This is a genomic window from Nocardia vaccinii NBRC 15922 (assembly GCF_001613305.1).
GTDB classification, from domain to species: Bacteria; Actinomycetota; Actinomycetes; order Mycobacteriales; family Mycobacteriaceae; genus Nocardia; species Nocardia vaccinii.
In genome coordinates this window covers 20,658-38,258 of sequence record NZ_BDCC01000080.1, presented here as the reverse complement: position 1 = coordinate 38,258, position 17,601 = coordinate 20,658, and the positions used below count along the sequence as shown (strand labels likewise).

At 67.7% G+C, this 17,601-nt stretch carries 16 protein-coding genes; 9 read left to right on the top strand and 7 right to left on the bottom strand.

Features of this window, described 5'->3' with window-relative positions; translation table 11 throughout:
- The first annotated feature begins 69 nt into the window (after positions 1-69).
- On the top strand, positions 70-1,272 hold the full coding sequence (locus tag NV1_RS38385; RefSeq protein WP_169813519.1) for an MFS transporter: 1,203 nt from the start codon (positions 70-72) through the stop codon (positions 1,270-1,272).
- Here NV1_RS38385 and NV1_RS38380 read toward each other — a convergent pair.
- Positions 1,220-2,038, bottom strand: coding sequence for a SigB/SigF/SigG family RNA polymerase sigma factor (locus NV1_RS38380; protein WP_067903402.1), 819 nt, complete (start codon positions 2,036-2,038; stop codon positions 1,220-1,222). The two genes, NV1_RS38385 and NV1_RS38380, sit on opposite strands and share 53 nt — an antisense overlap.
- A gap of 170 nt (positions 2,039-2,208) precedes the next feature.
- Between NV1_RS38380 and mbp1 the strand changes: the two genes are divergently transcribed.
- Both mbp1 and NV1_RS38370 read left to right on the top strand, forming a co-directional pair.
- On the top strand, positions 2,209-2,460 hold the full coding sequence (gene mbp1, locus NV1_RS38375; protein ID WP_067903449.1) for a microaggregate-binding protein 1: 252 nt from the start codon (positions 2,209-2,211) through the stop codon (positions 2,458-2,460).
- A gap of 190 nt (positions 2,461-2,650) precedes the next feature.
- Positions 2,651-3,034, top strand: a complete 384-nt coding sequence (locus NV1_RS38370; RefSeq protein ID WP_169813518.1) for an ATP-binding protein — start codon at positions 2,651-2,653, stop codon at positions 3,032-3,034.
- A 124-nt stretch (positions 3,035-3,158) separates the two neighbouring features.
- Here NV1_RS38370 and NV1_RS38365 read toward each other — a convergent pair whose 3' ends face one another.
- Positions 3,159-4,055, bottom strand: a complete 897-nt coding sequence (locus NV1_RS38365; RefSeq protein ID WP_067903397.1) for a DoxX family protein — start codon at positions 4,053-4,055, stop codon at positions 3,159-3,161.
- A 169-nt stretch (positions 4,056-4,224) separates the two neighbouring features.
- On the opposite strand from NV1_RS38365, the gene NV1_RS38360 reads away from it, so the two are divergent.
- From NV1_RS38360 to NV1_RS47150, 5 genes are all read left to right on the top strand, one after another.
- Positions 4,225-4,743 carry a DUF4142 domain-containing protein gene (locus NV1_RS38360; protein ID WP_067903394.1) on the top strand — a complete coding sequence of 173 codons (519 nt, stop codon included), beginning with the start codon at positions 4,225-4,227 and terminating at the stop codon, positions 4,741-4,743.
- Between the two features lie 48 nt (positions 4,744-4,791).
- The gene (locus tag NV1_RS38355; RefSeq protein WP_067903391.1) at positions 4,792-5,823 is read left to right on the top strand and encodes a phosphotransferase family protein; all 1,032 of its coding nucleotides are present in this window, start codon (positions 4,792-4,794) and stop codon (positions 5,821-5,823) included.
- Positions 5,824-6,033: 210 nt separating this feature from the next.
- Positions 6,034-6,759, top strand: a complete 726-nt coding sequence (locus tag NV1_RS38350; protein ID WP_067903445.1) for a FadR/GntR family transcriptional regulator — start codon at positions 6,034-6,036, stop codon at positions 6,757-6,759.
- Positions 6,756-7,499, top strand: a complete 744-nt coding sequence (locus NV1_RS38345; protein WP_084526517.1) for a sterol desaturase family protein — start codon at positions 6,756-6,758, stop codon at positions 7,497-7,499. The genes NV1_RS38350 and NV1_RS38345 overlap by 4 nt, the downstream gene beginning before the upstream one ends.
- 120 nt (positions 7,500-7,619) lie before the next feature.
- Complete coding sequence (locus tag NV1_RS47150; protein ID WP_067903389.1) at positions 7,620-7,871, top strand: DUF6924 domain-containing protein; 252 nt, start codon at positions 7,620-7,622, stop codon at positions 7,869-7,871.
- Between the two features lie 428 nt (positions 7,872-8,299).
- On the opposite strand, the gene NV1_RS38335 is transcribed toward NV1_RS47150, so the two are convergent.
- The 3 genes from NV1_RS38335 to NV1_RS38325 form a co-directional block, all read right to left on the bottom strand.
- Positions 8,300-10,792 (bottom strand): Hsp70 family protein, encoded by a 2,493-nt coding sequence (locus NV1_RS38335; protein WP_067903386.1) that lies wholly within the window; start codon positions 10,790-10,792, stop codon positions 8,300-8,302.
- A gap of 61 nt (positions 10,793-10,853) precedes the next feature.
- On the bottom strand, positions 10,854-11,216 hold the full coding sequence (locus tag NV1_RS38330; protein WP_067903383.1) for a hypothetical protein: 363 nt from the start codon (positions 11,214-11,216) through the stop codon (positions 10,854-10,856).
- A gap of 24 nt (positions 11,217-11,240) precedes the next feature.
- Positions 11,241-14,000, bottom strand: a complete 2,760-nt coding sequence (locus NV1_RS38325) for a tetratricopeptide repeat protein (RefSeq protein WP_067903380.1) — start codon at positions 13,998-14,000, stop codon at positions 11,241-11,243.
- Positions 14,001-14,346: 346 nt separating this feature from the next.
- On the opposite strand from NV1_RS38325, the gene NV1_RS38320 reads away from it, so the two are divergent.
- On the top strand, positions 14,347-15,951 hold the full coding sequence (locus tag NV1_RS38320; protein WP_067903438.1) for a serine/threonine-protein kinase: 1,605 nt from the start codon (positions 14,347-14,349) through the stop codon (positions 15,949-15,951).
- A 10-nt stretch (positions 15,952-15,961) separates the two neighbouring features.
- On the opposite strand, the gene NV1_RS38315 is transcribed toward NV1_RS38320, so the two are convergent.
- Together NV1_RS38315 and NV1_RS38310 are read right to left on the bottom strand one after the other, a co-directional pair.
- The gene (locus NV1_RS38315; RefSeq protein ID WP_067903378.1) at positions 15,962-16,783 is read right to left on the bottom strand and encodes an ABC transporter permease; all 822 of its coding nucleotides are present in this window, start codon (positions 16,781-16,783) and stop codon (positions 15,962-15,964) included.
- Complete coding sequence (locus NV1_RS38310) at positions 16,780-17,598, bottom strand: ABC-2 transporter permease (RefSeq protein ID WP_067903375.1); 819 nt, start codon at positions 17,596-17,598, stop codon at positions 16,780-16,782. Before NV1_RS38310 ends, NV1_RS38315 begins: the two co-directional genes overlap by 4 nt.
- Positions 17,599-17,601 lie beyond the last annotated feature (3 nt).

Here is a 17,601-nt window from a genome sequence, read left to right as displayed (position 1 = left end):
ACGGATGCACGCACAGCGCGGTCGCATATTCACCAAAGGTCTTGGCTGGGACCAGGATCGGCGCTGACCGTGATGGGTTGGGGCGCCAATCAGTTCCCGCCCCTGATCGTTTTGTACGAACATCGGCTCGGCCTGACCGACGCGGTGCTGAACGGCGTATTCGGGCTGTACGCACTGGGGTTGATACCGGCGCTGTTCATCGGTGGTCGGCTGTCCGACCGGATCGGGAGGCGTCCCGTCGTTTCGGTATCGCTGGCGATCTCGGCCGCGGGCACCTGTCTGTTGATCCTGGGTGGTCATGCGGTGGCCGCACTGGTGGTGGGCCGTGCCTTGTCGGGTGTGGCGAACGGGCTGGCCTTCGGGACCGGCGCGGCCTGGGTCGGGGAGCTGTCACGGACCACACGCGACGTCGGCGCCGGAGCTCGCCGCGCCACGGTGGCCATGACGATCGGATTCTGCGCCGGGCCGTTCGTGTCCGGGATCTGTGCTCAATGGGTCCCGGCGCCGACCGTGGTGCCGTATCTGCCGCATCTCGTGCTCCTGGCGATCGCCGCGTACGCCGTGCGCCGTGCGCCCGATCCGCACCGAATCGTCAGTGGTGCAACGAAACCCGACATGGTTCCGGCATCACCGCGCCCCGCTGTCGCGCGGGTCTTTCTCTTGGTGCTGATTCCGTTCTCGCCGTGGGTATTCGGCACCGCGGCGATCGCCCTGGCATACCTGCCGACCCTGATCGCCCCGGATGTGGCCGGTCATGCCATGGCCTTCAGCGCGGTGTCCACCGGAATCACGGCGTTGGCGGGAATCGTTGTGCAGCCGCTGATTCGGCGCGGTTATCGGCCCGGCTCCGCGCGGCTGCTGATGGTCTCCATGGCCGCGGTCGTCGTCTCGATCGGTGCGGCGGCGTGGGCCGCCGAGCTGCGGTCTCCGTCACTGGTGCTCGTCGCATCCGCACTGCTGGGCGGGGCTTACGGTGTCACGCAATTCTGCGGTCTGGCCGAGGTGCAGCAGGCCGTGCCGGCGCGATCGCTCGGCACCGCGACGGCGGCCTATCAGATCCTCGCCTATCTGGGCTTCGCCTTCCCGTTCCTGCTGTCGATCACGACGGCGCACACCGGATATTCGCCCACGGCTCTGCTGCTCGTCGTCGCGCTGTTCGCTGTGGTCGTATCGGCCTGGCTGGCGGTGATCACCTATTGCGAGCGGTCGCGGCGGGGGGTCACGCCGGGTCCGGGAACGCCTGTTCGCGCAGCTGACGCAGGGTACGAGTGAGAATGCGCGACACCTGCATCTGGGAGATGTTCAGCGTTCGCGCGATCTGGGTCTGCGTCTTGTACTCGAAGAAGCGCATCACCAGGATGCGGCGCTCGCGGCGCGGCAGGTCGGCGATGAACGGACGCACGGCCATCGCATCCTCGGTCAGCTCGTAGCAGCGCTCCTCCACCCCGAGGCGGGCGCCCTCGGGGTTGTGGTCGCTGTCGTCGTCGATGACCACCTCGTCGAGCGAACTGGACCGGTACGCGTTGCCGGCGACCAGGGCCTGGGAGACGTCGACGAGATCGGCCGACAGTTCGGTCGCGAGTTCTCGCGCGTTCGGCATCCGCTCGAGGTCCTGCGCCAGCCGCTCGGTGGCCGGACCGACCAGCGATTGGAGGTCCTTGAGCCGGCGCGGCACCCGGGTCGCCCAGGTGCTGTCGCGGAAATACCGTCGCACCTCTCCCATGATGGTCGGAACCGCGAATGACAGAAACGATGTTCCGCGTGCGACGTCGAAACGGTCCACGGCCAATACCAGCCCGAGCTGGGCGACCTGGTACAGGTCCTCATAACTCTCGCCGCGGCCGGTGTAGCGCAACGCGATATGCTCCGCGAGCGGGAGGCACAGCCGGATGATCTCGGTGCGGAGCTCCTCGCGGTGCTGATCGTCGGTGGCGCATCCGGCCAATTTTTCGAACCAGGCATCGATGTCGTCATAGCTGTTGGGGCCGTGACGGGACCGGGGAGGCCCGGCCTCGGCCACGATCGGGTCGTGGACCATTGGGGATCCTCTCGTTGCCACGTGAATGCGACGTCTCTGGAGTACCCATTGCGCGCACGATCGAAAAGTGCTGCGAGTCTCGCACCGGCGAGTGGACGAGGGCGTTTCGGCGCACTGAGCCCGGGTAGGGCGCAGTTGTCAGCGATTCCGGCAATCTGGAGGTGGATGTCTTGTCCGAGCACGAAAAGAGCGGTGCCCGTGAGGGTTTGGAGGGCGTCGTCGAAGGCGTCAAAGGCAGGGCCAAGGAGGTCGCCGGCGCCGCGGTGAACGATGACGAATTGCGGCGCGAGGGCCGGGCCCAGCAGGATCGGGCCGAATCCCAGCGCACGGCGGCCGAGAAGGAGGCCGAGGCGGAGAAGGAACGCAGCAAGGCCGCGGCCGATGAGGCTCGCCAGCGTGCTCACCAGCACGACGGCGACTGATCGCGACCTCGGAGCCGCGCAAGCAGGCCGCCCCGAATCCGGGGCGGCCTGCTTCATACCGGAAACACTCGCGCGTTCCAGTTTCGCGACCTGGCCGCCGGGTACGCGTCCGGAGAACCTACTCGCAGACGAGCAGGAGTAAGACGTGCGGAGTAATGAGCCGTCTCACGGGGAGACAGTGAGCTTGCGGGTGCCCGCGCGACCAGGGCAGTTGACGATGGTGCGGGCGCTCACCGAAACCTGCCTGCTGATTGCCGATCTCGCACTCGACGATGTCACCGATGTCCAGATCGCCATCGACGAGATCGCGACGATCCTGATCGATGCGGCGGTCGCGGGATCGTCGATCGAATGCGATTTCGCATTCGATGACCGGTGGGTGAGTGTCTGCGTCACCGGGACCGTCGTCGGGCGTGAGCCGATCAATGAGTACGGCTTGGCGTGGCACGTTATGCGGACGCTCACCGAAACGCTGACCGCCGACCTGGATCAGTTCGATATCGGGCAGGGCGGATATCCCATCGCCGTTCGCTTCGATCGGATGCGCAGGGCGGTCGGCGGCCCGATTCAGTGACTCCGGCCCAGCGCCGGGCCGTCGGTAATATTCGATTGCCGCCGGTCGCATCGCTGTCCAGGGGTGCCGAGGGGGCACCCGGCCGGCAGAGCTGCCAGGTGCCCCGATGATCCCGCGTGTTCGGTCAGTTGCTGATGCGCCGCTTGGCCTGTTTCTTGGCCTGTTTGGCGGTCTCGGCCAATTCGGCACCGCGGTCGCTCAGGCGCTGTTTGGCGGTTTCGGCCAATTCCGCGCCGCGGTCGCCTATCCGGTGTTTGGCGGTTTCGGCCAATTCGCCGCCACGGTCGCTCACGCGCTGTTTGGCGGCCTCGGCGAGTTCGGCACCGCGATCTCTGGTGACTTCGATCAGTCGCCCGCCGTGACGGCGTGCGGATTCGGCCAATTCGCTGCTTCGATCCGCGATGATCGGGCGCGCGGTGTTCGTGAGGTCCACGGCCTCGTCGCGAGCCTGCTCGGCCAGGGTGCGGGCGGCCTCGAGGGCGTCGTGTGTGCGGTGCTCCAGGATATCGAGCGCCTGCCGGGCGACGTTCTCCGCGGCCGGGGGCGTTTTCGTGGGCAGTGCGCCGGCAATCGCCCCCTTCGTGGGCAGAGCGGCGGAGATCGTCCCCGCGGCCTCGCGTGCCGCCCGTCTCCCGCGCCAACCGAGGGAGGGTTTGCCCTCGGTGTCGGCCACCGCGAGCAGCAGCCCACCGAGCAGTCCGGCATCTTTCACGAACGCGGTCGCACCAGCGGAACGCCGAGCCGGATCGGTCTCCGAGCGGAATTCCTGTTCGGCGAGCAGGACCGGCACCGACGTGGCGGCCAAGGTCAGGGCCGCGAGGCGCGGTGCTTTGCCGAGTGCGAGCAATATCCCGCCGCCGACCCGGCTCGCCGCGATCCCCCACACCAGCCGGACGGGGTCCGTCGGTGACTTCGTCGCGATCCGGCTCTCGGTGAGTGGTTCGGGATGAATGAACATGGTCGCCCCGTCCACTATGAATGCGGTGGCGAGCAGGGGGCGGGCAATTCTGCGCAGCAGCATTATCGACTCCGTTGGTTGGATCCGAATGGGTCCGGTGGTAGCTGTGGAGCTCTCCACCACAGCAGCCGCAATACCCCGAACCGCGGAAGCTATTCTTCGCCAGATTCGCGAATAACCCTGCGCAGGGTGGGCATGTCGCGCGAGAAATATCCGCGATGGAGGAGGAGATATGTCAGCCTTGCGCCGGATTCTGATCACCGGGGCGTGTGCGGCGGCGGCCGTATCGCCCAGTGCCGCGGCGAGCGCGGAACCCGCCGTGCCACCGCAGGACAGGAACTTTCTCATCGCCGCTCACCAGACGAATCTCACCGAGATCGCCCTCGGTCTGCGAGCGCAGGCGATGCCATCGTGCCCGAAGATCGAGCAGATGTCGTCCACACTGATCGCGGACCACATGCGACTGGACCAGATGGTCTCCGCCACCGCGAGTCAACTCGATATACCGCTGCCGATGCTGCCGACCTCGGAGCAGACGCAGACCATCGCGAGCACGTCGACCAAGATGGGACGTGACTTCGATACCGCGTGGCTGCAGGCCTTGGTGGCCGGCCACCAGGACGCGGCGAATGCCGGGAACGCCGAAATCGCCACGGGCGGTTCACAGCCCGTCAAGAACGTCGCCCAGCAGGCCGTCCCGATCGTGCAGGCGCATCAGCGCGACCTCGCGGCGGCCCAGGCGGTCTGCTGAGGCGCCCGAAGGGCGGTCGGAGCGTGTGGGCCCCTCTACACTGCCTGAATGAGTGAACAGGATGACCCGGCACTACCCGGGCTGGATCCGGATCGGCTCACCGCTTGGCTGAACGATGCGCGGCCCGGGCTGGTGGCCGGACCGCTGAGCGGACGGTTGATCGCCGGTGGACGGTCGAATCTGACGTACGAGATCACCGACGGCGACTCGGTATGGATTCTGCGTCGGCCGCCACTGGGACATGTTCTGGCCACCGCGCACGATATGACCAGGGAATATCGGGTGATCAACGCGCTGGCGGGTACCGACGTCCCGGTGCCCAGGGCATATGCGCTGTGCGAGGATGCCGATGTCATCGGTGCGCCCTTCTACGTGATGGAACGGATCCAGGGCACTCCGTACCGGACCGCGACAGAACTCGAATCACTGGGCGCCGAACGCACCCGGGCTATTTCGGCCGGATTGATCGATACCCTGGCCGCACTGCATCGGGTCGATCCGGCCGCGATCGGCCTGGCGGAGTTCGGGCGGCCGGACGGCTTCCTGGAGCGGCAGGTACGGCGGTGGAAGAAGCAGCTCGACGCCTCGTACACCCGGGATCTGCCCGCAGCCGTGGAATTGCACGACCTGCTCGCGAAATGCCTTCCAGCGCAGTCGGATACCGGAATCGTGCACGGAGACTACCGTCTCGACAACGTCCTGATCGACGATCAGGACCGCATCGCTGCCGTAATCGACTGGGAGATGGCCACTCTCGGCGATCCACTCACCGATGTGGGCCTGCTGGTGGTCTACAAGCGGATGAGCGCGCTCGATCTGCCCGGCGTCAACGATGCGGCCGCCGCGCCCGGCCAGCTGTCCGAAACCGAAATGCTGGAACGTTATTCCGAACGTGGCGGCCGCGACCTCGCGCACATCGGCTTCTATATCGCGCTGGCCTCGTTCAAACTCGCGGTGATCTCCGAAGGCATCCACTTCCGGCACCTGAACGGGCAGACCGTCGGCGCGGGTTTCGAAACCATCGGCGCGACGGTCGAGCCGCTGCTGCGGTCCGGAATCGCCGCGCTGCAGGAGGGTTGAGGTCCGACGGATTCGAACTGGCCTCACCGCCGACGATCCCTACCCCCGCGTGCCGCCCGCAATCGAGCTTTCCGCGCGAACCCCGGGTGATCGTCGGGCGCTCCTGCGACGACAACGGACTCGCTCCGGCCGCGGCTTCGACCCTTTCCGGCTTCGGCGCACTGGTCTGACCACTTGACCTATTACCACTGCTGGGCTTACCGTTCGGGTGTGGCATTACGACGGATCGATCGAAGGACCGCGCCCGATTCGGTGTTCGAACAACTCGTGGACGAGATGCTCGACGGGGAGTTGGAGCCCGGGGCGGCATTGCCGGCCGAGCGGCAACTCGCCGAGGCGCTGGGGGTATCCCGGCCGACAGTGCGGGAGGCCATGCAACGACTGGCGCACAGCGGGCTGGTGGACGTGCGCCAGGGTGGCGCGACCACCGTGCGCGACTTCCGCCGCGCTGCCGGGCTCGATTTGCTGCCTCGGCTGATCCTGCGCAAGGGCCGCCTCGACCACGATGTGTTGCGCAGCATCCTCGAGGCTCGGTTGGCGATGGGCCGCGAGGTCGCCGGACTGGCCGCCGAACGCGTCGGCCCCGACCTCGCCGAGGTGCTGGGTAATTCCGTGGAAGCCCTTGCCGCACAATCAGATCCGGTTGCTCAGCAGTTGGAGGCACTCGGCTTCTGGGATCGTGTGGTCGATGCCGCGGACTCGATCGTGTACCGGCTGCTGTTCAACGATCTACGCGCCGTCTACGAACCGGCCATGGTGGCCTTGGCGCACCTGATGGCAGTCGAGGTCGGCCAGGTCGACCGGTATCGCGCCTTGGCCGAGGCGATCACCGCCGGCGGCGCAGCCGCCGCCCGGCAGGCAGCCGAGCAGCTATTAGCCACGGCGACAACGGAATTCGACACATTGATGCATCGCCTGGAGGAGAACACGCCATGAACCTCACCGCGCGGATCAAAGCCCACGCCGCACAGGAGGGCGACCGCGATCGCCACACCGGGCCTGCTGCCCGATCGGCGGATACCCGTGGCCGCCGCCGGGAACTCACCCTGACCGCCGCGGCTCGCGAGTTCGCGCGCCACCCGTCACCGTGGATCATCGCGGGACTGCTGGTGGCCGCCGCGACCGCTCGCGTCGTCGTCGGCGACTGGCAGTACACCGACGTTGTCGTGCCCGCGGTCATGCTCGCGCTGTTCCCGTTCACCGAGTGGTTGATTCACGTCGGCGTGCTGCATTGGCGGCCACGCCGGATCGGCAGGCTCACGGTGGACTCGCTGCTGGCCCGCAAACATCGTGAGCACCACGCCGATCCGCGCGAGGTGGGGCTGATCTTCATCCCGTGGCAGACTTTTCTCTGGCTGCTGCCCGCCTTGCTCGCCATCGCACTGCTGGCCTTTCCGCGGCTGGGCTCGGGCCTGACGTTCCTGACCATGATCGGAGTGCTCGGCCTGAATTACGAGTGGATCCACTACCTGATCCACACCGACTACCAGCCGCGGACCCGAATCTTCAAGGCGGTCAGGCACAATCACCGCCTACACCACTTCAAGAACGAGCACTACTGGTTCACCGTCACCACCACCGGCACGGCCGACCGCGTGCTGGGCACCCACCCCGATCCCGCGGCAATCTCCAACTCCCCCACGGCCAAAGCCCTGCACTCGTACCGAGCCGCCTGATGGTCGCCGCCGACGCCGACGCCCGCGTCGCCGTCGCAGGCATGGGCCCGCGCCCGGTCGGATGAGATCGACTGCAGAGGCGGTGATCTGCGTGAGACCGAAGCCGAACGAGTATTGCAGATGCCGGGCGGTGAGATACCGGCGCGGAACCGGCCGCATTGCTCACGACTGCGGACAGGCACGCGGTCGTTAGCGCCACGATCCTTCCGCGCCACGCCGCACGCCCTGCTGGACGTCGTGATCCAGCTTTCGATCGCGAACATGGACTGGGAGGAATTCAGCGAATCCGTCGATCCGGACGGCATACTGCGTACCTCCTCCGCCGATCAGCCGGTGCGGCGGGCACATTCCGTGCGACATCGCCGGTGGTGAAGCTACGGAAGCGCTTTCGCGATCCGCCGCACCTCGTCCGAGAGTACGGGCTGGGCCAGGGCATCGATCCGGGAAACGGCTGTCGTGCCGCTCGCCGGGCTGCCAGGGGAGTGGCCGGGGTGGCCGCCCGGTGGAATTGGGTGGCTGCCCTCGCCGATAGGTCGGTAATCTCTCGTGCCATCAGGATGACTTGGCTCACTCGTAGAGTGACGCTCAGAGCGCGGGGGTTGCCACCGAATGTCTTTCCATCGATCTCTCGCGGCGAGGTGGATCGCGAATTCTTCCGATTGCGCTGGTGTGCCGAAGGTGTCGGCATGATCAGCGCCAGCGGCTCAATGCAGCACGGGGGCTCTCCAACCAGTCGTCCGGCGAATTTCTCAGCACCTACCTCTGCCTGGGCTCGGCGCGGTAGCAGACCGGTCGACCCATCACAGTGATCGGATCGTGCTGAACGGATCCGGCTCCGGCGGCGGGTCGGCCATCAGGGTGCGCAGGCGGGCGTTGATATTGCGCAGCCGAGTGATCTCCTGCGAATCCAGCGCCGTGTGCCCCTCGGCGATCAGCCGATCGGCCAGCACGATGTCGACCATCTCGGCGCGGTATTTGATCAGTTCCTCGAAGATGAGGATTTGCAGTTCGCCGGTGCGATCGAGAATTCGCCGTACCATCGCGGCCAGCTCGGAAGCGCGCTGCCGCAACAGATCCGGCTCGTGCGAGTCGATCGCCTCGCGGATCGCGACCTCGTGCTGGTCGAATTCGCGGCGGAACATGTCGTCATCGAGTTCGTTGACGCGCACGCGGGTGTACTCGAGCGTCTCCTTGGCCCGCGCAACCAGACTCGGCCACAGCAGCTCGTCCTCGGCCTGGTCGATCGCCGCACGCAGATCACGCAACCGCTGTTCGGCGGCGATGGCCGCATCCGGATCGGTTTCCGCCGCGGCCACCAGGTGCTGGGTGTCGGTGACCGTCCGCTCCTGCTCCAGCTGGCTCAGCAACAGCTCCGAGGTCGGGTTGCCGAACTCGCCGTGCTGCTGGCGGACCTGGTCGAGCCGTTGGAGTTCGGCCTCGGTGCTGCGACGCAACTTCGCCGCGTCCGGCCGCGATTCGGTGTGCAGATCGATGACGTTCTCGAACTCGGCGTCCAGGTACGGCAGATAGGCGCGCGCGAGCAGGATGCGCGAGGCATCGATCTCCAGGGTCAATTCGACGTCGCTGCCCTCGGGGATGCTGCGCTCGATCTGATCGGCGGTGATATCCAGATGGCCGATCGTGCGGTTGCGGTCGCCGCGGGCATATTCGCCCTCCAGCACGGGAATTCGGATCAACCCGGTGCGCGTGGCCCCGTGGTGAACCGCGACCGAGGTGCGCAGACGCTTGCGGGCGCGAGCCGGGAGCGGGGTGTTGCGCTCGATCAGCTGGATCGTCGTATTGTCCGACAGGCCGACGCTGATCGTATGGATCAGCGGTGGCTGCGTCTCCACCGCGCCGACGGTGTAGGTCAGCGTGCCGGGGGTGATCTCCCGGCGGCGCCCGGCCGCATCGGTGAGTTCCAGCTCGAAGGTGTTGGTGCGACCGGTTTCCGCCCACAGCGTCGTGGTGAACACGCCGGTGTCGGAGACGGGAATCTTGCCGCTGCGCCACGGCGGCTGCGCCCCCGCATTGATCAGCTCCACGGCCACACCGTCCAGCGAGGCCCCCTCGCTACCCGAGATACGACCCACGACCAGCGGTTCGCGGTCGGGCCCGACCGGTTGATACTCCAGCTGAACGGTGAATCCGCCCGGTGCGGCCGCCGGTGCGGACAGCTGCGGAATCCGTTGCGTCCCTGCGAAGATCGCCGCACCGCGGGCGACGACGGTGAGCGGGTCCTGGCTGGTGTCCAGCGCGATGCCCAGGCCGCGCGTCGCATCGGTGAGATGTTCGCGCAGGTACGGCGACAAGGTCGGGCCGCCGACCAGGATCAGCTTATCGATATCCCCGGGCGACAGATGCGCTTCCTCGAGCGCCTTGCGGCACAGGTTGACCGAGCGGGTCAGCAGGGGTTCGGCCAGCCGCTCCACATCGGTGCGCTGCAACTCGTAGTAGAACTCGAAGCGTCCGCCCGCGCCGTCGTCCAGTTCGATCTCGATCGGTTCCATCGGCGCACGCGACAGTTGGATCTTCGCCTTTTCCGCGGCGAGTTTGAGCTTGTTCACCACCGGCCGCCACCGCGCGGTCCCGCGGGCGAGATCGGACAGTCCGAATTCGTCGCGGACCGCGGGGATCAGCAGCTCCTCGACGATCCGCCAGTCGATCAGCTTCCCGCCCAGATAGTTGTCGCCGCGGTGGTTGAGCACCGTGAACTCGCCGTCGCGCAACTGGATGACCGCGGCGTCGAATGTGCCGCCGCCCAGGTCGTATACCAGCCAGCGGGCGTTGTCGTCGGTGGCCTGGAAGCCGTAGGCGAGCGCGGCCGCGGTCGGTTCCTGCAACAGTGGCGAGAAACGCAGTCCGGCGGCCTCGGCCGCGGTGCGCGTGGCATCGCAGGCACTCATGTCGAATGCGGCCGGGACGGTGATCACCGCGGCCTCGATGTTCTCGCCGAGCCGCTGCTCGACATCCGCGCACAACGTCTTGAGCACCTCGGCGGACAGTTGCGGCGGAGTGAGTTCGCGTGCGCTGGCGGCGAAACGCACCGATTCCCCGGCGGTGCCCATGCGCAGTTTGAACTCCGAGGTGGTGTTGTCCGGATCGGACTCGCTCCGCTCTTTCGCGGCCCGTCCGACCCGTAGCCGGTCGCGCTTGTCGATCCACACCGCCGACGGCGTGGTGTCGGAATCCTCGTTGTTCTTGATCACCTCGGCGTCGACGCCGTGCAGGACGGCGATGGCGCTGTTGGTGGTGCCGAGATCGATTCCGAAATCAACCGTCGACCGTGCCATATCTCCTCCGAAAATGGTTGTGCCACAAAGTAGTTACAGGTGCCGATTCGCTGCGGCGAGCTCAGGAGTTCGGTTCCGCCGATTCCGGTGTGGCCACGATGATCTGGCCCATCTGCACGAGGAGTCCGTCGGCGTACACCGTGGGCATGATCGTCTCGGCGACCTGCTCCCGGTCCACGGCGGCCGAGGGCGCGTACGCGATCACCTGCACCGACTGACCGCCGTCGAACGGTTCGCCGGTGTGCGATTGCACTCGGATACCGGCCTCGGCCAGGGCATCCGCCATCGAGGTGACCTGGCGGGTCACCGCGCGCAGCAGTTTCGCCGGATCCGCGCCGGCGTCGTCGTCGGCGAGCTTGTTGCTCAACCGCCAGACGCCCGTTGCCAGATCGGCCAGCAGTGGCCGGAAATCCTTGTCCGCCATACAGATTCACCCCTTCGTCGGCGGCTACGCGGGCCGCTCGCCTCTCCGCCATCCCTGCCCCAGTAATTCGGTCACGGGTGGATATGTCAACGCCCGGTTCTTGATTTCGTCGCTGCCCATCGACAGCACCCCGACACCGGCGACGAGCGCGACGAACACGCAGATACCCGTGACGATGAACACCGGATGCGCGGCCAAACCGATGAAGAAGCTGAAGATGGCCCCCAGAACGCCGAGTGCGACGGCGCCGCCGAGCTTGTTGCGCTTGCTCTCCTCGGGCAGGTGCAGCTGACGGCATCGGTCACAGCGCGGCACCTCGACGGTCAGCGTGCGCCAGCGTTTGGTGTTCCCGGAATACGTCACGTCGCGGTGCAGGCCGAACGGGTAGTGCCGGCCGTGGGCCGCGGGCCGGTCCTCGCAGAACCAGCAGGTGTTCCGTAGCCTGGCGGCCTCGTCACGCTCGCGCAGCATGCCCGCGAGGACCGCGATCTGCTCCTGCACGAAGGCGCGCGTCTCGGCGCCGACGGGCAGCGGCTGGATCCGGCGCAGCACCTGTTCGGTGGACTCCATATCACCGGTCTCATTGCAGTAGGACACCGCGCACGAGGTCGCCGTCGTGGCGATGTGGTCCTGGGCGCGGGCGATCCGTTCGCCGCCCGGATCGTCACTCGCGCGAATTCTCGCAAGTGGCAACCGGGTCCGGTCCAGCAGATCGCGTGCGGCTTGCAGGCCCTGCTTCTTGTTCGCCTCGGTGCCGGCGCGGGCCTCGGCGCAGAGCTTGTCCACCTGGAGCGTCGCCGTGGCGGACCACTCCTTCCGCAGGCGGTCGCGGATGGCCGTGGTCGTGGCGATCGGGCCGAGCCGCTCGAGCATCGCGACACTCGACGCGATATCTCTGACCTCGTTGTAGTGCTGGATATCGCAGAAGATCGCCGTGCCGACGATATCGTCGTGCGCACCGGCGCCGAGCGGATCGGACGGCGGGCGCAGTCGGTCGATGACCAGCAGCGGCACCCGGGCGCGATCGAGCATCCGCTGCACGGCCTGGGCTGCCTCGGCCGGGCGCTGCGATCCGGCCCGATGTGCCTCGTCCGCAATCGTTTTCAGGCGCGCGGCCAGCTTGCGGATCGCCCAGCCGCGGGCGTCGTCGATCGCGCCGGTGTCGAATGCGCCCGGATGGCTCGTCACCTGCTCGGCGAACCGGTCGAGTACCGCGATGTGGAGGTCGGCGGCCGCGAAATCGTCGTTCGCCGTGGCATTCACGATGAGTGCGGCCTGGATGCGCAGCAGCATCGCCGGGAGCGCACCGCGCAACTCCGCGACGGCGGCGGAATCCAGGCGGCGGTCGTCGATCCGGGATGCGCGCTCCCGCAGGCGATTCCACATGGTTTCGGCGCCCATGGCCGAACCCCATGCGGTCAGGGCGTCGAGCCAGGTTTCCGGGGCCTGTCCGCGCGGAGTCTCGAGTCCCTGGATGTGCCGGAGCACCGCGATATTGTGCGCGGCGATGGCGTCCTGGTCCATTCGGTCCAGCCAGACGCCTTCCGCGGTGGCGGTGTCGTCGCGGGACAGCGCTGCGAGCGCGGTATCGTCATCGGTGCACGGCCACAGCCAGAACAATTCCTGCACAAGGCGATTCACCGGCTCGCGCAGACGGTTGAGCGCGGCCTTCACATCGGCGGCGTCGGGCGGTGGGGAGACGGGGAGCGCGGTGGTACGGGCCAGGGGGGCGCCGAGCTTCTCGGCCGCCTCCAGTTCGGTGATGCGCTTGCGCACCTGACGGGAATCGGCGTCGGTGTGCAGCCCGGCGATCCGAAAAGGGTTGTGCCGGTATGGGGTATCCTCGATCAGCGCATCGAGGGCCGCCGCGACGCCGGAGGAGTCCGTCGTGGATTTCGGGCGTGCGGCGCCCGTGGCGCGAACCGCGCGGTCCGGCAGGACCGTCCTTTCGACGCTCGGCCGTTCGGGCGCGGCGTCGGCGGCGCCGCGCAGCCGGGTGAGATTGGTCTTCGCGTTCGTATTGCCGGCTACGGCGGCTCGCTCGTACCACTCGGTGGCGGCGGGCAGATTCGGTGTGTGCACCTTGGCCTCGAGCACTGTGCCGAGGTTGTTCATGGCGCCCGCGTGGCCGTCCGCGGCGGCCTTCTCGTACCAGAGGATCGCGTCGGGAATGTCGTTGTCGGCCTCGGACATCAGGCCGAGGGTGAATGCCGCGTTGGTGTATCCGCCGCCGGCGGCGCGCTCGTACCAGTGGCGCGCGGCGACCGGATCCTTGGGTTCGAGGGTGTATCGATACAGCTGGCCGATGTTGTACATGGCCACGGAATCGCCGTGCTCGGCGGCCTTCTCGTACCACTTGCGGGCGGCGGCCGGGTCCGGGGGATCGAGACGTTCGGCGAGTAGATAGGCGAGTTTGAAGTAGGCGTCCTTGTACTGGGCTGCCGCGGCGCGCTCGTACCACGGCCGCGCGCCCGCCGGATCCGCCGGAGTCGTGCGGTCGGCCAGCAATCCGGCCATGTTGTACATGGCCGTGGCGTCGCCCGCGATCGCCCCGCGCTCGTACCATTCGCGCGCGGACCGCAGATCGGGTGGGTCGGCGCCTTCGGCGAGCCGACCGAGATCGTTCATCGCGCAACGATGTCCGCCGGCGGCGGCCCGTCCGTACCAGTCCAGCGCGGCGGGAATATCGGGTGGCGTCGAACGTTCGAGATACTGGCCGAAATCGTGCATCGCATCGATGTTGCCTGCCGCGGCAGCGCGTTCGTGCTCCTCGCGTGTTGTCATCGCACCCCCGCTCACCCGTGGGATCGAACGGCCGCACAGCCCAAGCGGATACCAGCACCCGCCCCTCCCGTGCTGGTCATGGTAGCCGCACTCCCGCACGGATGCCACAGCTTTTCCCGACCCGGCGAGCAGGGCTGTCGCGACACGAAATCCCAGGTCGCGAGGCATTTTCGGCACGATGCCGCAGGGCGGTCGGTGGAGCAGCGGCACGGCCGCGCTCGGCCTCCCACTATCCTCGTCGTCATGGCGTGTGATCGACGTTCGCCGCCGGTCGGCGTCCGGGCGATCTCGACCCGGTCGATGTCCGCGGCCGAACGGAAAGTGTGTCTTGATGAATCAGCCTCCGATGAGTGAGACGGTCGCGGCGCGGTCACCCATCCGGACTCGGCCCCTGGGTGTCGGCGATCCGGAGACCCTCGGGCCCTACCGCCTGCTGGGCATTCTCGGGGTAGGCGGGATGGGCTGCGTCTACCTCGGGCGCGACAGTGCCGGACGTACGGTCGCGGTCAAGGTGGTGCGTCAGGATCTGGCTGGTGACAACACATTTCGCAGCCGATTCCGGCGTGAGGTCGCCGCGGCGCGGCGGGTGGCGGGACCGCACACGGTACCGGTCTACGACGCCGACGTCGACGGTCCGCGCCCTTGGCTGGCCACCGGATATGTTTCGGGCCCCTCGCTCACCGACGCGGTGGAGGGCTTCGGCCCGCTGCCCGAATCCTCGCTGATCGCGCTCGCCGCGGGACTGGCCCGTGCGCTGATCGATGTGCACGCCACCGGAATGGTGCATCGTGACCTGAAACCGTCGAATGTGCTGATGGCGCAGGACGGTCCGCGAGTGATCGATTTCGGAATCGCTCGCACGACCGACGACGAGACCGCGCTCACCACGACGGGCAAGATCATCGGCTCGCCCGGTTATATGTCGCCGGAGCAGATCACCGGCGGCGTCGCGGGGCCGCCGGGTGACGTCTTCGCTCTCGGCGGCCTGCTGGTCTACGCGGCCACCGGTTCCGCACCGTTCGGCACGGGCGACACGATCGCCATGCTGTGGCGGGTGATCCAGGAGGAGCCGCGGTTGGACGGTGTTCCGGAGCGGGTGCGCGGGCTGGCGGCGGCCTGTCTGGCCAAGAATCCGGAGGATCGGCCCACTCCGGCGCGGATCGCCCGGCAGCTCGCCGCGCTGCGTCCGCCCGGGCCGGATCACTGGTTGCCCGCACCGATTCTGGCTGAAATCCACCGGCGCGCGGCCGAATTGGCCGAGCTCGAGGCGATCCCGCCGCGCCGCGGCGATATCGGCGACACGGCGGTGAGTACCAGGCCCGGATGGGGTGAGCCGCGCACCGCGACCGCTTCGGTTCCGGACGTCGGCCCGCGCACCGAGCGGACGCCGGGGATGCGGCGCGGGCGGCGTCCGCTGGTCATCGGGGGTGTGGCCGCCGCGGCGTTGCTCGCAGCCGTGGCGATCGGTGTCGCCGTGACCGGCAACGGGTCCGGGGGAGCCCCCCAGCGGGCCGCTGTCACCACCGCGAATCCGGGTGCCGGGACTTCCTGGGCCGGACATCCGGGCGTCACGCCCACCGAGTCGCCCGCGACGCACGGGGGCGAACAGCTTCCGGCCGGCTACGTCGGCTCCTGGAAAGGCAGTGCTACCGACGGCACCGGCACCTTCGACGTCGCGGTGACCCTGCAACCGGGAAAGACCGGTCAGGAGATCGGCACCGTCGTCACGGCCGGTCGCGCAAAACAGGGCACCTGCACCCGCAAGGAGATGTTGACCCTCGTCGGTCCCACGCGAATCATGTTGCGTGCCAGACATGTCGAGAACAGTCCGGCCAAGGCGTGTGCTCGCCTGGGTGTGGTCACCACGCTGGAACACGATCCGGACGGCACCCTCACCTACACGAACGGCATGGCCGCGGATCTGACCGGAATCCTGCACCGCGGCAACTGACTCGTGCGCGTCATCGGCGGCTCGCGCGACGATAGCCGAGGGCGGCGGGCACCGCGAAGACCACGATCGCACCGATCGACCAGAGCAACGTCGAGGTCAGCGGCCGGGCCAACGGTCCACCCGCGGCCAGCGCGTGCATGGTGTCGACCGCCGTCGACATCGGCTGATTGTGCACCACGGGCCGGATCCACTGCGGATACGCGAGCAGCGGGACGAATCCGGTGCTGAAGAACATCATCAGCGAGGTGAGGATCGTAATGCCCTCCACCAGTGTCGATTTCGCGGTGAATACCGCCACGGCGGTCACGATCGCGGCGAAGGCCACGCCGAACAGCACCGGGATGCACACGAATCCGATTGCGGCCCAGACACCTTCGCGGAATCGGAAGCCGAGCGCGTAGCCGACCAGGACGATCGCCAGTGTCCCGGCGAAGATGCGGCAGCCTTCGGCCAGGATGCGCGAGGCCAGGCCCGAGGCACGATGGACCGGCAGCACCCAGAATCTGGCCAGCAGTCCCGCGTCCCGTTCGCGCCCGAGCAGAATTCCGCTCGCCACCGCCCCGGACAGCGCGCCGACGACGGCGGCGAGCGGCACCGAGCTGTTCAGGGCGTCGGTGCCGGTGAAACGGCGGATCTGATCGCCGATCACGGTGTCCAGCATGATCAGCAGCAGACACGGGATGATCAGCGTCTCCAGCAATGCGACCGGATTACGCGCCCAGCGCAGCAACAGCCGCTGCGTCTGGATCACGGTGTGCAACGCCAGCGCGGATACCGAGCCCTCCGGCCCGGCCACCGGCCGCGGCGCGTGATCGGCGATGAGTGCGGTCATGCTCTTCCTTTGCCGAGACGGATCGAAAACCCCAGGCAGAAAACGAGAATCGCGGCCGCCCACACGATCGGGGGAGTCATCATCGGGATGCTCACCGGGTCGCCGTGCGGCCAGCGGTCCCCGGCCAGTGCGCGCAGTCCCGACGCCCACTGCGATACCGGTTGGTTGCGTACGAAAGGCTGGACCCAGGACGGGAATTGGGTTGCCGGGGCCAGGCCGGTGGAGAGCATTCCGAAGATCAGCGGCGGCAGCACCAGCGCTTGCGCGGTCGTCTCCGGGCTGCGCGAGACGGTGCCGATGACATCGGCGCCCAGGATCAACGCCATCCCGATCAGTATCGAGAACAACAGGAATTCGACCGTCCGCGCGGTGCCGAGATAGAACCGGAAGCCGATGACGTATCCGCAGACCAGCGCTGCCGCGAGCGCGATCGACAACCGGAAGAGGTTGCCGCACAACCGCGCCGAGGCCGGAATCAGCGGGCCGATCGGCATCGAGCCGAATCGCCGGTTGAGTCCGGCGACCGCGTCGCTCGCCGCGCGGAACGCGGCCGAGACCGCCGTGAACGCCGATGCCTGCAGGATCACCAGCGGCATCATGAACTGGGCGTAGCTGCTGAATCCGGTTCCGGTGAAAGACATGATCGTCTTCAGCGGAATGTAGAAGCTGGCGGTGAAGGCGGCGGGCGCCAGGATCGAGGTCAGCAGTTCGCCGGATTGCAGTGCGGGAACGATCATCCGGATGGTCAGCACCCACCACTGCTGTGTCCGTCGCGGCGTGGCGCTCGCGCGCGCCAGCCAGATCTGCGCGGTCATGAC